Source organism: Chryseobacterium sp. MP_3.2, assembly GCF_035984805.1.
GTDB lineage: Bacteria > Bacteroidota > Bacteroidia > Flavobacteriales > Weeksellaceae > Kaistella.
Window position 1 is genome coordinate 37,650 of record NZ_JAXCHW010000012.1, and the last position, 16,716, is coordinate 54,365.

The window sequence follows — 16,716 nt, forward strand, 5'->3', positions numbered from 1 at the left end:
GTTCATTATTTTCTGCAACAGCATCGGCATACTGGCTTCTGTCAATTTACTCATTTATTTATATTTTTTTTAATTGTATTCGTGATTCGCTTCGCTTAATTCCCGACCGCCTGTTCTGCTCGTGCAAAGTGATTTTACCGCGCATTCTTTGCAAGCGGGAGTTCGGTATTTTTTAAATTCGTAGCTGTCTCGATCTCGCGTTTTCTTGTGCCACCGTCCTGTCGTTTTTAAAACCTGATTTTCTGGACAAATATAGGTGTCATCTTCTTTATTGTAAATGAATTTGGAAACAAAATAATCTGGCTGTGTGCCATTTTCATTGCTCTTTCCTTGTTCGGGATGTGCAACAATCGTAATAATATTTTCCTCTTTACATTGGGTGAGTTCCCGACCATTGTGATACCCTTTATCGACTAAAGCAGTGAATGTTTCAACGCCCAAATTCTTCTTCGCTTCAATTGCAATTGCACTCAAAGCATTACGGTCATTGCGGTTAATGGTGTGTGTGGAAACAACCAGATTATATTGTGCATCAACAGCTGCCTGAATATTATAACTCACTTCTACCACTTGTCCTTGAACCAGTAAAGCTCTGGAATCTTCATCGGTAGTACTGATCTGAGGTTCGCCACTCGCTTTTAGTTTTTCTTCCAAAAGTTCGTAGCGAAGTTTATTCTTCTTTAACCGCTCTATTTTTTCCTGAATTTTAGTGATGGTTATGCTGTTTTCTTTTTCATCATTTTTTGCCAGTTCATCCAGATATTGCTGCGTTTTCTCTTCAATGTAAGCCAGGTGCTTATCAATTTTCTTCTGATTAAAATTAGCTTTTTTGCTGTTGTGTGCTCTGCTTTTAGTACCGTCAATGGCGATGGTTTCTCCAGCAATTAGATCGGCATCTTTCAAAAAAGAAACGAAAACTTTGAACAGCATTTTTAAGCCCGCAGGATTGTTTTTTCTAAAATCAGAAATGCTGTGGTAATTGGGTACAAGTCCAAATAAAAGCCATTGTAATTCAATATTTCGCACGCACTCTTTTTCAAGTTTCCGGGAACTTCGAAGTCCATTGAGATAACCATACAAATAGATTTTGAGAAACGTTTGCGTATTAAAACTCGGTCGTCCTTCCGTTTTGAGCGTTTGCAGTACAAAACCTAATGCCTTTAAATCGATATTCTCCACAAAAGCATCTACAAATCGAACTGAATTATCTTCAGAAATCGAATCTTCTAAACTCGTAAAAACCATTTGATTGCGGGCGATTCCGGTGATGTGTTGCATTATTAAAGATACGAATTTACTCCCTTATTATTGAAATAAATTCGCTATTTTTGAAAGTAATAAACGGAGGTTTTTTCACAGACTGACGCTACCTACAATTTTAAAGAGATGATCGACAATCAATTTCAAATCAAAGTTTCAAATTTGCATTGGCTTCCAAATACTACAGAAGAAAATGATCTGTGCGCACATGGAAACGTCTTCCTAAAAATTGGAGATGAAATAGTTTGTGATGAAACTAATCTTGAATTTACTGTAAGTGCAACTGCACTCTATCTTTTACGAAGTCTTACTGAAAATTATTCAAAAGATGATTATGGAAGTCAATTTATACCTTGTTGTGGTTTTTTCACTTACTTTGATAAAAACGATCGACCGGTAATTAGCGGTTGTCCCAGTGGAATTGATTGGAAAATTCAACACATAGATGAGAATATTGTCAAACATATTTCTGAAAAAGGGACAGAAGCGACAATTAGTATGGACAATTATCAAAAACAAGTTTTCGAATTCGCTGACAAAGTTGAAAAATTTTATAAGGAGAGTAAACCTAAAATTATTCCTGATGATGATTTTGAAAGAGGTGCATATAATGAAATTTGGGAGGAATGGCGAAATATTAGAAATAGGTAAAAAAAACTGTAGGTAATAACTAAGCTTTCGTTTTGTCTGAAAGACAAGAAATGAAAGCCCGTTGAACCCTTCGGCGGCGCTCAGGATAAACTGCACCTCCGGTAGCTTTTCCTCCAAAGTTGGTCACCTTATGGAGTTATCGATTTTAGAATTTAGGATATTAGAGCAGTTTTTTAGAAGGACTGCTTTTTTTGTGGCGTTTGAAAGCCTTTAGAAGTGGTTTTCTGCGGTTTTTCTTCGCTGCAGAATATAATTTCCCTTACCCACAATGTTTATTTTGCAGACGAGGCATTGAAAACGGCAAGAAAATCCTGAGGTGGGCCACGTTGTCCGAAAAGTGCGATGGTGATTAAGTTTCCTTCCTTGCAACACCGACATTTTTTAAGTAGCGTTTTCGGTTTTACTTCTGTAATCTGGATTTTTAAATCTGATTGTAAATCCTGAAGTTTTCCACGTTTCCAGGAGCTGCTCAAAATCCCGTAATGTCGTATTCTCACAAATCGTCGAGGCAAAATATGAAGACTAAATCTGCGCACAAATTCTATATTCGATAAAGTCATTTCCTTTTTCTGACCTTCTTTGCGATAATCTTTGTACCCAAAACGAACTTCTTTTTCAGTAACCTCTTTGATCCGATGATTACTGATGGCGACTTTGTGGGTATATCTTCCCAAATATTCAATAACAGATTTCGGTCCACCAAAAGGTCTTTTCGCATAAACCACCCAGTTTTTGGTAAAGAGTTGATCTATTAAATCCTGATCTTTAATTCCGGAAACTCTTAATGAAGCCACAAACTTTGCGCGAAAAACTTTGCTCATCGCTTTTACACAGAAGAGATATTTATCGGTTCTCACTTTCTTTTTCCATTTACCATTTTGATCAATTCCACCGCCTGGAACAATGCAATGTAAATGTGGATGAAGACTCAGATTCTGTCCCCAAGTATGCAAAATCGCAATCATTCCCAACTGCATCTGTTCTGTTTTACCAAACTGATTTAAAGTCGCCCAAGCTGCTCCAAATAAGGTTTTGTACAACAATGCCGGTTGAGAGATCGCCAAACCATTCAGCTCCTCGGGTAAAGTAAAAACCACGTGGTAATAACTGCAGGGCAATAATTCCTGCTCGCGTTTCTGGATCCATTCTTCTCTTTTATGACCTTGACATTGTGGGCAATGCCGATTTCTACAGGAATTGTAACTGATGGAAATATTTCCACAACCATCACATGCATCAATATGTCCGCCCAACGCAGAAGTTCTGCACTGCGATAAAGCCCGAAGAGTTTTCTCTTGGTGAACCGTAAAATTCTGAGTCGATAAATTGATTTTGCGAAGGACTTCAGCTACACTTCCGCCTTTACTTCGGGTTTCCATTTTTGCTACACAAAGTAAAAACGGTATCTAAAGGACTGTGGGGTTTTTGGTCAGACAACTGGCAGACATGAAGATATTCCATGGTACTTTCGATCCGCTCATGACCCAGAAGTTTCTGCACCATAATAATGGAAACGCCATCCTCCAATAAATGCGTAGCAAAGCTGTGTCGCAAAGTGTGCGTATGAACAATTTTGGTAATTCCTGCTTTTTTGCTCACCGTTTTGCTCACCCATTGAACGCCTCTTTGGCTGTATCGAGAATCAAAATCTTTAATGTGCGTTGTCGAAGTATCTTTGGGATACGAAGTTGAAGCACTTGTACTGAGCTTTGTCGAAGCACCTGTACTGAACGTTGTCGAAGCACTTGTACTGAGCGTAGTCGAAGTATCAATCTCTTCAATATTTCTATTTTGATTTCCATTAAATAAATATTGAGTCGGATTTTCCACTGAAATAAAGGTTTTCAGTCCCCGGATTAAATGCTCGGATAAAGGGACGTAACGGTCTTTTTGACCTTTACCCTGAACAACGTGCAGCATTTGTCGGTCAAAATCAAGATGATGAAGTTCAATATTCCGAACTTCCATACATCGAAGTCCGCACCCGTAAATCAGACCGATGAGCAGTTTATGTTTCAGCAATTGGGCAGTCTGAAGCATCCGCCAAATTTCCTGCCGACTTAAAATAGTGGGCAGCTTTTTGACTTTTGGAATGGCAGGAAGATGTAGAAAACTATAAGGTAAACCTTCGGCTTTCAGAAGAAACCGCAGTCCATAAACCGTATGTTTAAAATAAGTTTGGGAAGGTGTTTTTGATCGCTGTTGAAGTTCGAAGAGATAATCTTTGACCTGTTCGGGATCCAGTTCGGTGGGTAAAGTTTTAAAGTGCAGCGCCATTGCCGCCACATGCCTAGAATAATTATCAAAGGTTCTGGGACTTTTTCCCTGGATTGAAATATTTCTTTCGAAACGTTGTATCAATTCTGAAAAACCATTAACTTCGCTTGAAGCGCGATTCAAAATTTTGTTCGTCCTTAAATCCTCCGGAGATTTTTTTTTGTAGCCATTTTAGAGATTTTATTTTTGGTTGAATAAAAACAAAGTTAATAAAACAGCCTCAGGAAAAGCTACCGGAGGTTTAGTTCAACAAGATATTTCTATTAGCGGGTCGGAAGTTCCTATCATGAAGATTTTTGCTAATTGTTCAATTTGTTATATTTACAAAGACTTGTTATAAAAGTCCCCGCCAACAAAACACTTAAACCTTTTCTCCTAATTACCTATTTATAAATGAAAAAACGCCTCCTCATTCAATTTCTAGCAATTTTCTTTTTATTGGGGTGTACTTCAAAAAAGAAAATTGTGCAATCAAAATTCTATGAGGAAAATATAAATGTAAATCTCTACGCTTTTGTGGGCGAGAAAATTTCTGTTGAACGATTTGACCCTAATAAAAACAACACGAAGAAAATTAAAGATCCTAATTCCACAGACTCCATTATCATTAAGGAATATGTAATGGATTATGGTTTTAACAGTACGTATAAAATTCTGCAAAATGTGTATAATTCTTTCGAGACGGACACCATTGTCTTTAAAGCGTATGACCATTATGGCAATCCTGCTTTTAAAAATGAAAAATATGTTTTACTCTATGTCTCAAAAAGTGCAAATGAAGGTTACTACCATGTTAAATATCAATTTGATTCCCTAAAGAAGACAAAATTTGGTTTCAAAGGGTACAATGGAAAAAGCATAGAAAGACTTTTTACTGACAAAAAGAATACGGTACTGAAAGAAAGGAAATTATTTGATTAAAAAAATCTTCAAGAAAATTACTGTAGTGATATGACGTAAACATCAATTACTAGATCAGACGTTTATATCAAAAAGATTCTTAGTAGTTGTTCATTCCGGCAAATCAAAAAAAAAGATTTTCAGAAAAATTCCAAAAAAAAATGTCCAGAAAATTCTGAACATTTTTTTTTATTTTTTACCAGCCGCCACCGCCACCACCGCCACCGCCGCCACCAGAAAATCCGCCGCCACCAGATCCGCTGCCGGAACTTGAAGGTTGTGTAGCAGAACTTGCAATGGATTGCGAAAGTGAGGAGTTCAAGGAGTTTGCAAAATTCATGTGCATCAAAGAAGCACCCACAAACCAATTGGATTGGTAAGATTGATTCCCGCCCATCGACGAATTTTTAATCATGTTCTGAAATTTTTCTCCCCAGATTTTATCGACACCCAAAACCATGGCAAAAGGCAACATTTTTTCGAAAACATCGGGTGTCATCGCAGGTGGATTATGAAACTGCAAGGTCTTTTCTTCCGCCGTTCCCAAGTACATTTTAAAACCATCTATTAAGGAAAGCGTTTCCAATTTTTCTGGCGTCGGTTGTTCAATCAGGAACTGATAAAAAACAATTCCAATAGAACCTAGAATTAAGAAACCATAAGATGCGTAAAAATTAATGTTTTCACCCCTTTGTTTATCAAAGGTGAATGCTGCAAAGAACGCGACAATCATCCCGATAGCAAACAATCCATAAACATATCTGATCCAAGGATATTTTGAGAAAGCAAGGGAAAAAACAATTGAAATCACCAAAATAACCACAAAAAGTACAATGCCAATTCCCAAATAGTCTCCATTGAAATTCAGGTGATGACTTAAAAATAAAGCTCCTGCATACAAAGCAAATACAATGAGAACTGGAGCAATGAGCATTTTACCATTGTTCCCTTTTTTCAAAAATGTATCGTGTTGGTATTGCAAACTCGCGGTGAAGTCTGTTACTGCCGCGGCAATTCTGGAGTTGTATTGTCCATCAAAATCCACCGTTTTGGTTTCGCCTGGGAAAAACTGGTTCATCAGATTAATTTCCTCTTTCGCCAAAGTTTGATCGGGCTCTTTAATTTTTTCTAATTGATATTCTTTGCCCCCAAAGATTCCCAGAATACGTTTGTCGTTCTCAATAATTTTTAAGAAACCTTTCACCGCTAAATTCACAATCGCACTCGTAATCATGGTTCCCGAATAGTATCCTTTTTCCAGATAGCCTATGGAAGCTGGAGAAAGATTTTGGGGCGCATTAAACTGTGGATACACAATAGGTTTCTGTGGGTCGATGCCGTATTTCTGCCATGTGGAAAAATAGTAAAAACCTAAGAATATTGTCGCTAAAATAAGTAGAATAGCAATTCCATATTTTTCTAAAAATCCAGGTGGAGGTGGCGGTGTAAATATTCCTTTAGCAAAACCTAGCGCAATGGTTAAACCTTCATTTTCCTGCAATTTTTCCGCGGACCATTCTACTTTATTAGAACTGATTTTATTTTCCTTACAGTTAGGATTAGATGTTCCATAAGCTCCCGTGTAGCAATAAGTTTGTTTGATTTCTGCAACTTCAGGCAAAGTGACTGTTGCTGAAATTTGATCCACGCTAAGGTCCCACAGATTTCCATTCACATTCCAATAAAATTCATCGTAGTCCGTGAAAAATCCTATTTGATCTTTTGTTTTGTACTTTAATTCGTACTCGTAAATTCCAGGAGAAAGAATGATGTTTTTATTTCCAAAGTAAATTCCCAAATCAGAAGAAGTGTTTTTTGTATGGTAATTTTCTTTTTCCCCATTCTTCATTGCAGAAACAATGTCATATTTAATTCTGACCTTCTTATCATTTATGTTTCGAGAAAGTGGGAGAGACCGAAAAATTCCGCGTTTTATTATTTCTCCACTTGCATATACTTTGATTTTCTCCGTCACGGTAACTTCTGCCTCTTTAGAAATTTCTATGTCTGAATGGAAAGATAAGATATGCTCATAATCAGAAACCGCAGCAGTATCATTGCCAACGTCTTGCGCGTTTCCAAGGCCGAAAATCAGCAGGAAAAATAGAAAAATAAACCTTTTCATTTTTTAGAATTTGATAGAAGGAACAGCGCGTTCAGCTACGTTTTCTAATTCAAAAAATACGGATTTGGTAAATTTAAAGATGTTTGCGATAATGTTACTTGGGAAGGTTTCTACCAGAATATTATTCTCGCGAACGGTTCCATTGTAATATCTTCTTGATTTCTCAATATCACCTTCCAAATTGGTTAATTCACCTTGAAGTTGAAGGAAATTAGTATTTGCTTTTAAATCTGGATATTGCTCCGCCACGGCATTTAGATTCATCATGGCTTGATTTAAATTTTTTTCTGCGGCTTCTTTCGCTTGAATTCCATCTGCGTTTACGGCTGCATTTCTAGCTCTGGTTACGCTTTCAAATGTCTCTCTTTCATGAGATGCGTATCCTTTTACTGTCTCTACCAAATTAGGAATTAAGTCATGACGCTTTTTTAGCATGACATCAATACTGCTCCATGCTTCTTCAACCATGGTGCGTAATTTCACCAATCTGTTATAAATCGAAACGCCATAGAGTAAAAAAATGACGATGAGCACAACAATAATTAAAATAGTAATCATAATAATAGTTTTTTAGGTTTTGTAATTTAAAATCTTCTACCAATGGGTCAGAAAATCTAGGCAGAAGTTACAATTATTGTGGCAAATAGTAAATGGGCTGAAAAAAGCTATCTTTGCAAAAAATTTTTGGGCTCGAAAAGTTCGAGTAACCCATTAATAATGTCATTATTAAACAAAATTTTATGTCGAATATCGTCGCCATAGTCGGTCGCCCTAATGTAGGGAAATCCACCCTTTTTAATCGTTTTCTAGAAAGAAGAGAAGCCATTGTAGATTCTACAGCTGGAGTAACCAGAGACCGTCATTACGGGAAATCAGACTGGAACGGAGTAGAATTTACCGTAATTGATACAGGTGGTTATGAAGTAGATAATGAAGATGCATTTCAAGGAGAAATTATCAAGCAGGTTGAATTAGCCGTTGATGAAGCCACTTCAATTATCTTCATGCTGAATGTTGCTGAAGGTTTAACAGATACAGATATCGAGATTCATGAAATGTTACGCCGGTCTAATAAAATGGTCTACATTGTAGTGAACAAAGCCGATTCTGCGAAAGAAGAGCTTGCTGCAACAGAATTCTATCAGTTGGGAATTTCAAAATATTACACCATGTCTTCTGCCACAGGTTCCGGAACCGGGGAGTTGTTGGATGATATCGTCAAGGATTTCCCTACAACCGAATACAAAGATCCTTTCGAAGGTTTACCCAAAATTACCATTGCTGGGAGACCAAATGTGGGCAAATCTACCTTAACCAACGCCCTTTTAGACAAGGAACAAAATATTGTAACGGATGTTGCGGGAACAACGCGTGATTCTATTCAGACTTTATACAATAAATTCGGACATGAATTTGTTCTGGTGGACACCGCGGGGATGCGCAGAAAAGCGAAAGTAAAAGAAGATTTAGAATTTTACTCTGTTATGCGTTCTGTACGCTCAATTGAATATTCAGATGTTGTGATTATCATGGTAGATGCTACTTTAGGGTGGGAATCACAGGATATGAACATTTTCGGATTGGCGCAGAAAAACAGAAAAGGGATTGTAATCGTTGTCAACAAATGGGATTTGGTGGAAAAAGAAACAAATTCCACGCGTGATTTCGAAAATATTATAAAAGATAAAATAGGACAGTTCACAGATATTCCCATCTTATTTATTTCTGCACTTACGAAACAAAGAATTCTAAAAGCCGTTGAAATGGCTATGATTGTCTTTGAAGAAAGAAAGAAAAAAATCAAAACTTCGAAGCTGAATGAGATTATGTTACCGGTTTTTGAAGGAACGCCGCCGCCAGCAAACAAAGGAAAATTTGTGAAAATTAAATACTGCGTGCAGTTGCCGACGCCAAGTCCACAATTTGTATTCTTTTGTAATTTGCCACAGTACGTGAAAGAACCTTATAAAAGATTTACAGAAAATCAGCTCCGCAAGCATTTCGGATTTACTGGAGTTCCTATTGAAATTTATTTCCGTCAAAAATAAGTTGGTTTGATGATGTGGTAATTTGTTAATGTGATGATTTAATTATTGTTAAACAAAATACAGATGGAAAAGCGAAATGAAATTTTAGAATTAAGCATTCAGTTTGCGCTTGATATTATAGAATTTAGTGAGATTCTTGAGAGCAAAAGAAAATTCGTCATTGCCAATCAATTATTGAAATGTGCAACTTCTATTGGAGCTAATGTTTTTGAATCCCAAAGTGCAGAAAGCAGAGCAGATTTTATACATAAATTGAAGATTGCAGATAAAGAAGCAAAAGAATCACAATATTGGCTTTTGCTTTGTGAGAAATCACCGAGCTATCCTTTCAACGAAGATTTAAAAGTTAAACTGCGTAGTATACAGAAAATATTGTCAAAAATAATATCAACTTCAAAAAAAGGGGTGATTTAAAATCGCCACATCATCACATCATCAAATCCTCACATCAATATTATGATTACCGTTTTATCTGATCAATTCTCCCTCATCAATACTTGGATCAATGAACTTCGAAATGTTGAGGTTCAACAGGATCGCCTTCGCTTTCGCAGAAATATGGAGCGTATTGGAGAAATCGCTGCCTTTGAAATTAGCAAAGATTTGGAAACCAAAGAAGTGGAAATCACCACGCCTTTGGATCAAATTAAAGTGAAAGAAATTGCGGTTCAACCTGTAATTACCACAATTTTAAGAGCTGGAGTTCCACTGTTTCAGGGGATTTTAAATTATTTGGACAAAGCAGATTGTGGTTTTGTTGCCGCTTATCGCAAACACGATGCAAACGATTATTTTTCCATCAAACAGGATTATTTAACCTGTCCCAGTATTGATGGAAGACCTTTAATAGTCGCAGATCCCATGTTAGCAACGGGAGCAAGTCTAATTGAAGCCATCAAAGATCTACTGAATCACGGAAAGCCAACGCAACTTCACATCGTTGCGGCAATCGCTTCTCAACAGGGAGTGGATACGATTCAAAAAGCCTATCCAGAAGCGAAAATCTGGGTCGGTGTGATTGACGAAAACCTAACTTCCAAAGGCTACATCACACCAGGATTAGGCGATGCGGGAGATTTAAGCTACGGAGAAAAGTTACAGCGATAGAATCAATCGTCCACCGCAATAATTAAAACCGAAACTTTATTATCTGGGTTTTTTAAGATTTCCCATGCCACAGAACTCATCGTATTTCCTGTGGTGAAGACATCGTCTATCAACAAAATATGTTGGCCAGAAATATTTTTGGTGACGGTAAATAGATGTTCTGTGGAGGAACGCTCTTCTTTGTTTTTCTTAGCTTGCGCTTTTTTGTAAAAATTTCTCTTAATAAGTTCGTGATCGCAGGGAATTTTGAGATTTTCGCTTAAAATATTCGCAAAAAGATGAAGTTGATTATAACCTCGCTCTTTTAATTTTTTGGGATGAAGTGGTACTGTTACGAATAAATCGGGCGGAGAATCTCCAAAATCGATTCTGTCTAAAACCCAATTTGCCAATATTTTCCCCACTTTTTCCCGATTCGAATATTTCAGCTGATGTACAATTTTGCGACTTAAATTTTCTTCTGCAAATTGCATTAAAGCAAACGCATTTTCAATCGGAAATAATACTTTGCATCTCTCTTTTAGCACATTTTCTTCCCCGAAAAAATGATGCGTAAAGTCAATTTGGTCGTAGCATAAAACGCAAACTAATTCCTGGCCGCCAATAATTCGGTTGCAGTGCAGACAGCGATTGGGAAAGAGCAAATCTAAAATCATCTTTTGACCAATATATCATGAAGAATAAAGATAAAAATATTTCAATTACCGATTCTCACAAAATTTTGTAAGCTCAAAATTTTCAAATCAGATCTTTTCTTATTTTCTCAATGCTTTTTTTCATGTCACTGTTGAACATTTCTTTTTCCAAGCGAATCGGCGGTGCTTGTCGGACTTCACAATTCAAAATGCTGCAAGTTTCGCACGTTACTCCTACATTGATGGTTTTAATATCGTCGCTTTTTGCAAATTTTATTTTCTTAAGTGTTGCTGTGTTGAGCAAAATCCCGAGACAGTAACTTCTGTTGGTTCCATCGGAAAAAGGATTTTTTTGGGAAGTAGAAATCACCAAATAAGATAAACCTGTGTCTTTGTAATGAGAAATTTGTGCATCTGTTACGGTTTCATTTTCTTTTAAACTAATGAGGTTTTTTATGGCGATCCATCTTCTGCAATAATGTTCGCTGGTAGAATTTGCGTGCGGCGCTTGTTGTTGATTCAGGTGTAATTCCTTAATAATCTGTATTTTATCTGTATTTTTCTTTTTGGTAAAACAGAGGTAGAAAAGATCTTTAATGCCTGATTCCTGTGGTAAAATATTCGTTAAACGGTAATAAAAAGTTTCTGGAGAATTGGTAAATTCTTGGATGAGGTTTTCAAAAAGTGACGGATCCCAAAAAGGATTTTGGAAAAACTGATTCACTTTCAAAGCCAGAATTTCTTCCCTAATGAGAAGACAACCTGCGAAATACGAAGCGTAATAATTATTTAAAAGTTCTTCAAAATTGGTAAAATCTAACCAGGAATACGTATTTGGTCGTGGATTTAAATTCAAAATATTAAAACCCATTTCTTTTGCAAAAATGAAGGTTTTTTGGTCTTCATCAAGAAGTTCATTGAGTAAAAGCAACTTTTTTTCTGGAATATAAAGGGAGCGTAATTTTCCCGAAGCTCCATATAGTTCCAAGTTAAGGGACTGTATTTCGTAATTGAATTGCTCTTTTAAAATGAGTTCAAATTCCTTAGAATGAGGTTTGGTGGAAAGGTTGTTCTCCAGAATATAATTTTGCGCTTTCGCTTCTATTTCTGGAAAATAATTGTCATGCAATTCCTGGAAACTCCGCATCACCGCAAAATAAAAACGCTCTTTGCTCAGATTATAATTCTTGGAAATTTTGATAATAGTTGTGATGAAGGCCGTGACTTTCTTGGGAGCATCGCTTATAATACTGATCAAATTGTTTTTATTGATCCCAAAAAGATCCAGGGGAATTTCTTTGAAAAAATCAGATTGCAAAATCTCTGTGATGGGAGCTAAACTTTTATCCAGTTTTGTGGAAACCAAATCGTCATAAGTGCAGTTTAAGGCTTCTGCAAGTTGGGCTATTTTATCATGTTTTGGGTATTTCTTCCCGTTTTCAATCTCATTTAAATAGGATTTAGAAACACCCGTTTCATTCGCAAGATCCTGCAGAGAATAGCTTTTTTTCTGGCGAAACTGCTTCATTTTCAAGCCGAAAACCGTTTTTATAAAATCGCTGTCGTTTGCCATTGCTGATTCTTTAATTTATAATATTTCTAAATAGATTGGAACTTCCCATGGATACAAAGATAAATAAAAAATGAGCGATTATTCGCATAATTATTTTTCCTGATATATAGCGAACGTTCGCTATTAGTGAATATTTTTATCTATGTTTGCAATATCAAATTATTAAAAAGCATACAAATGGAAACGGCAACTCAATTTCAGATTATTCCAAAAGAACAATTTAGCGATGTTTTCACTCCAGAATTAATGGGTTTCCTCACGGAACTTCATGTGAAATTTAATAATGATAGAATTACACTTCTCCATTCCCGCAAGATGAAACAAGTGGAATTTGATCACCGTCAATTTCCAAAATTTTTGGCCGAAACTGAAGAAGTCAGAAATGGCAACTGGGTTTGTAATCCTTTGCCTAAAGATTTATTGGATCGTCGTGTAGAAATTACGGGTCCAGTGGAACGCAAAATGGTCATCAATGCGTTAAATTCTGGCGCTTCTACTTTTATGGCAGATTTTGAAGACAGCAATTCGCCAACTTGGGCAAATTGTATGAACGGGCAAATAAATCTTTCCGACGCCGTCAACAAAACCATCAGTTTTGAAAATGAAGAAGGGAAAAAATATGAATTGGGCGAAAATCTAGCAACCCTTTTAGTTCGTCCGAGAGGTTTGCATTTGGCAGAAAAAGACATTGAAATTAACGGTGAAAAAGCGGCTGCCTCTCTAATTGACTTTGGTATTTACTTTTTTAGAAATGCCAAAAAATTAATTAAAAATGGAAGTGGACCTTATTTTTATTTGCCAAAATTAGAGCATTATCATGAAGCAAAATGGTGGAATGATGTTTTTGTATTTTCTCAAAATCATCTTGGAATTCCTCAGGGAACCATTAAAGCCACCGTTCTTATTGAAACGATTACGGCCGCTTTTCAACTCGATGAAATTTTATATGAATTAAAAGAACACAGCGCCGGATTGAATTGCGGACGTTGGGATTATATTTTCTCCTACATTAAAAAATTCAGAAATCTTCCCGAATTTTTAGTTCCAGACCGAGATCAGGTAACGATGACTTCTCCTTTTATGAGTGCGTATTCGAAAAGAGTCATTCAGGTTTGTCATAAAAGAAATGTCCATGCAATGGGTGGAATGGCGGCGCAAATTCCCATTAAAAATAACGAAGCAGAAAATGAAATTGCTTATGCTAAAGTTCGTGCCGACAAAGAACGGGAAGTGAAAAACGGTCACGATGGAACTTGGGTTGCACATCCAGGACTGGTTTCTGTAGCAAAAAAAATCTTCGATGAATTCATGCCGACTCCAAATCAAATTGATAAAAAATTCAAAGAATATCAAATTTCAGAGGAAAATCTGCTCGAAATTCCAACAGGAACCATCACCGAAAATGGCGTGAGAAAAAATATCAACGTTGGAATTCTTTACCTGGAATCCTGGTTAATGGGAATTGGCGCCGCAGCTTTATACAATTTAATGGAAGACGCTGCAACCGCAGAAATCTCCAGAACGCAAATTTGGCAATGGCTGAAAAATGAAGCAAAATTAGAAGACGGAAGAACTTTGATGCCCGAAATGGTTTTGCATTGGCAAGAAGAAGAACTGGAAAAAATCAGAAATTATGTCGGCGAAGAACGTTTTAAAAATGGAAAATTTCAGTTGGCCACAGAACTTTTCGATGATCTAATCCTCAATGATAATTTTGAAGAATTCCTGACTTTAGAAGCGTACCACTTTATATAAGAGCAAAGGTAAAAGAGCCGAGAAGCGTGAATGGTGAATGGTGAATTTTTTAAAGTGTTTTTCATTTAGAAAAAATGTAACCGCAAAAGTCACAAACGGGTTTATGGGGAAGTAAATCAAAAGTGCAAAAAAACATTGTGAAATTTTCCCTTTGCATATTGGAACTTCTCTGTGATTTTAATTTTAGAAGAATAATAGTTAAAAAATCTTTGCGTCCCTTGCGTTAACAGTATTCCACATAAAAAACAACAAACCAAAAACAAAATCGATATGAAAAAGCAGGAACAGATCCAGCAACTGGAAAAAGAATGGTTAGAAAGCCCAAGATGGAATGGCATCAAAAGACCCTATTCCGCTGAAAAAGTGTTGAAACTTCGGGGTACTTATAAACTCGATTACACCATCGCCAAATTAATGTCCGAGAAATTATGGCATAAATTAAATACCCAGGATTTTGTGGCAGGTTTGGGAGCTCTCACCGGAAACCAAGCTGTACAGGAAGTTGACGCGGGTTTAGAAGCGATCTATCTTTCCGGATGGCAAGTTGCAGCCGATGCCAATTTGAGCGGCGAAATGTATCCTGACCAAAGTCTGTATCCGGCGAATTCCGTTCCTTCCGTGGTGAAAAGAATCAACAATGCTTTGTTGCGCGCTGATCAAATTCAAACCGTAAATGAAGTCGATGAAGTAAATCGCAGAAATTATTTAGTTCCCATCGTTGCAGATGCAGAAGCAGGTTTCGGTGGAAATTTAAATGCTTTTGAACTCATGAAACAAATGATAGAAGCCGGTGCAGCCGGAGTTCATTTCGAAGATCAATTATCTTCCGCAAAAAAATGTGGACATTTAGGTGGGAAAGTTTTAGTTCCAACGCAAGAAGCCATCAATAAATTAGTTGCGGCACGTTTAGCAGCGGATGTTTGTGGCGTTCCAACCGTTTTGGTGGCAAGAACAGATGCAGATGCCGCAGATTTATTAACTTCAGATATCGACGAAAGAGATCATAAATTTGTGACGGGAAAAAGAACTTCCGAAGGATTTTACCAGGTTAAAAATGGAGTAGAGCAGGGAATCGACAGAGGTTTGGCTTATGCACCTTACGCCGATCTAATCTGGATGGAAACTTCCAATCCGGATTTGGATTACGCAAGAAAATTCGCAGAAGGAATCCACGCAAAATTCCCTGGAAAAATGCTGGCTTACAACTGTTCCCCTTCTTTCAACTGGGCAGCAAAATTATCCGTTCCGGAAATGGAAACCTTCCGCGAAGAATTGGCCGCGATGGGATACAAATTCCAGTTCATCACTTTAGCCGGTTTCCACGCTTTAAATACTTCCATGTTCGAGCTGGCTTTAGCTTACAAAAAACGCGGAATGGCTGGTTACAGCGAACTTCAGGAAAGAGAATTTGCTTTACAGAAAGAAGGCTTCCGTGCAGTGAAACACCAAAATTTCGTCGGAACATCTTATTTCGATGAGGTTCAAACCCTAGTAACTGCGGGATTATCTTCCACGATTGCTTTGGCGGGTTCTACAGAAGCAGAACAGTTTCATTGATCAATAAATTCCGTATTTTTTTAATTGTTAAGAAGTCCTTTCCATTTTTGGGGAGGATTTTTTTTGGGCGTGTCTTTCGCCGCCGCATTTCCCTTCGCAAAAGACCGCGCTTTCCGTTCTAATCTTTTTTCAGCCTTTGCTTTTCTCTGCCAAAAAAAGGATTTCCACTGCAATCGCTCACGCAAGAATTTGCAAACTTACCTAACTTGAAAAATAAAGAAATCTTTATCGCCCTTTGCTAAGCGAAGGCCTTTGCGCTCGTAATTTTATAAAGTATGAAGTGATTATCTTTGCGTCTTTGCGTTAAAATGCATTTTCATTATCCATTAAAAAAGTTGAAACTTTCTTTATCTTTGCCGCATGATACGCATCACCAAGATTTTTACTTTCGAAACCGCTCACGTTCTCTACAATTACGATGGCAAATGCAAAAATATGCACGGACATTCCTACAAATTATTTGTCACCGTAAAAGGAAATCCAATCAATGATTTAGACCATCCGAAAAATGGAATGGTAATCGATTTTGGCGACATTAAAAAAATCGTAAAATCAGAAATCATCGATGTTTGGGATCATGCGGTGATGTTGAACGGACTTTCTCCCCACAAACAACTCGGCGAAGATTTGGAAGAAAAAGGGCATAAAGTGATTTACTGTGATTACCAACCCACTTGCGAAAATATGCTGTACGACATTGCACATAAAATAAAAAGTCAACTTCCAGAAACGGTAACTTTAGCCTATCTAAAACTTCACGAAACTGAAAATTCTTATGGAGAATGGTTTGCAGAAGACCAGGATTAATGTGATAATTCGATGATTTGA

15 protein-coding genes are annotated in these 16,716 nt (G+C 37.0%); 8 read left to right on the forward strand and 7 right to left on the reverse strand.

The window, feature by feature from the left end:
- Positions 1–69 precede the first annotated feature (69 nt).
- The gene (locus tag RCH13_RS12580) at positions 70–1,278 is read right to left on the reverse strand and encodes an IS1182 family transposase (RefSeq protein ID WP_326987596.1); all 1,209 of its coding nucleotides are present in this window, start codon (positions 1,276–1,278) and stop codon (positions 70–72) included.
- Positions 1,279–1,386: 108 nt separating this feature from the next.
- Between RCH13_RS12580 and RCH13_RS12585 the strand changes: the two genes are divergently transcribed.
- Positions 1,387–1,911 (forward strand): hypothetical protein, encoded by a 525-nt coding sequence (locus RCH13_RS12585; protein WP_326987597.1) that lies wholly within the window; start codon positions 1,387–1,389, stop codon positions 1,909–1,911.
- Between the two features lie 272 nt (positions 1,912–2,183).
- Here RCH13_RS12585 and RCH13_RS12590 read toward each other — a convergent pair whose 3' ends face one another.
- Entirely contained in the window at positions 2,184–3,290 is a 1,107-nt protein-coding gene (locus RCH13_RS12590) for an IS91 family transposase (RefSeq protein WP_326987598.1), read from the reverse strand.
- Positions 3,274–4,311 carry a tyrosine-type recombinase/integrase gene (locus RCH13_RS12595; RefSeq protein WP_326987599.1) on the reverse strand — a complete coding sequence of 346 codons (1,038 nt, stop codon included), beginning with the start codon at positions 4,309–4,311 and terminating at the stop codon, positions 3,274–3,276. The genes RCH13_RS12590 and RCH13_RS12595 overlap by 17 nt, the downstream gene beginning before the upstream one ends.
- Before the next feature lie 342 nt (positions 4,312–4,653).
- On the opposite strand from RCH13_RS12595, the gene RCH13_RS12600 reads away from it, so the two are divergent.
- Complete coding sequence (locus RCH13_RS12600) at positions 4,654–5,109, forward strand: hypothetical protein (protein WP_326987600.1); 456 nt, start codon at positions 4,654–4,656, stop codon at positions 5,107–5,109.
- Positions 5,110–5,284: 175 nt separating this feature from the next.
- On the opposite strand, the gene RCH13_RS12605 is transcribed toward RCH13_RS12600, so the two are convergent.
- Positions 5,285–7,213, reverse strand: coding sequence for a DUF2207 domain-containing protein (locus RCH13_RS12605; protein ID WP_326987601.1), 1,929 nt, complete (start codon positions 7,211–7,213; stop codon positions 5,285–5,287).
- A gap of 3 nt (positions 7,214–7,216) precedes the next feature.
- Positions 7,217–7,771 (reverse strand): LemA family protein, encoded by a 555-nt coding sequence (locus RCH13_RS12610; protein ID WP_326987602.1) that lies wholly within the window; start codon positions 7,769–7,771, stop codon positions 7,217–7,219.
- 182 nt (positions 7,772–7,953) lie between these two features.
- Between RCH13_RS12610 and der the strand changes: the two genes are divergently transcribed.
- From der to upp, 3 genes are all read left to right on the forward strand, one after another.
- The gene (gene der, locus RCH13_RS12615; RefSeq protein WP_326987603.1) at positions 7,954–9,261 is read left to right on the forward strand and encodes a ribosome biogenesis GTPase Der; all 1,308 of its coding nucleotides are present in this window, start codon (positions 7,954–7,956) and stop codon (positions 9,259–9,261) included.
- 63 nt (positions 9,262–9,324) lie between these two features.
- A complete protein-coding gene (locus RCH13_RS12620) occupies positions 9,325–9,675 on the forward strand; it encodes a four helix bundle protein (RefSeq protein WP_326987604.1) in 351 nt (116 codons plus the stop codon).
- Positions 9,676–9,717: 42 nt separating this feature from the next.
- Complete coding sequence (gene upp, locus RCH13_RS12625; protein WP_326987605.1) at positions 9,718–10,368, forward strand: uracil phosphoribosyltransferase; 651 nt, start codon at positions 9,718–9,720, stop codon at positions 10,366–10,368.
- A gap of 2 nt (positions 10,369–10,370) precedes the next feature.
- Here the strand turns inward: upp and RCH13_RS12630 are convergent, their stop codons facing one another.
- Both RCH13_RS12630 and RCH13_RS12635 read right to left on the reverse strand, forming a co-directional pair.
- Entirely contained in the window at positions 10,371–11,024 is a 654-nt protein-coding gene (locus RCH13_RS12630; protein WP_326987606.1) for a ComF family protein, read from the reverse strand.
- 82 nt (positions 11,025–11,106) lie between these two features.
- On the reverse strand, positions 11,107–12,576 hold the full coding sequence (locus RCH13_RS12635; protein ID WP_326987607.1) for a helix-turn-helix domain-containing protein: 1,470 nt from the start codon (positions 12,574–12,576) through the stop codon (positions 11,107–11,109).
- Between the two features lie 177 nt (positions 12,577–12,753).
- Between RCH13_RS12635 and aceB the strand changes: the two genes are divergently transcribed.
- From aceB to RCH13_RS12650, 3 genes are all read left to right on the forward strand, one after another.
- Positions 12,754–14,331 carry a malate synthase A gene (gene aceB / locus RCH13_RS12640; RefSeq protein WP_326987608.1) on the forward strand — a complete coding sequence of 526 codons (1,578 nt, stop codon included), beginning with the start codon at positions 12,754–12,756 and terminating at the stop codon, positions 14,329–14,331.
- A gap of 270 nt (positions 14,332–14,601) precedes the next feature.
- Positions 14,602–15,888 carry an isocitrate lyase gene (gene aceA / locus RCH13_RS12645; protein WP_326987609.1) on the forward strand — a complete coding sequence of 429 codons (1,287 nt, stop codon included), beginning with the start codon at positions 14,602–14,604 and terminating at the stop codon, positions 15,886–15,888.
- Between the two features lie 360 nt (positions 15,889–16,248).
- Positions 16,249–16,695 carry a 6-pyruvoyl trahydropterin synthase family protein gene (locus tag RCH13_RS12650; protein ID WP_326987610.1) on the forward strand — a complete coding sequence of 149 codons (447 nt, stop codon included), beginning with the start codon at positions 16,249–16,251 and terminating at the stop codon, positions 16,693–16,695.
- Positions 16,696–16,716: the final 21 nt, after the last annotated feature.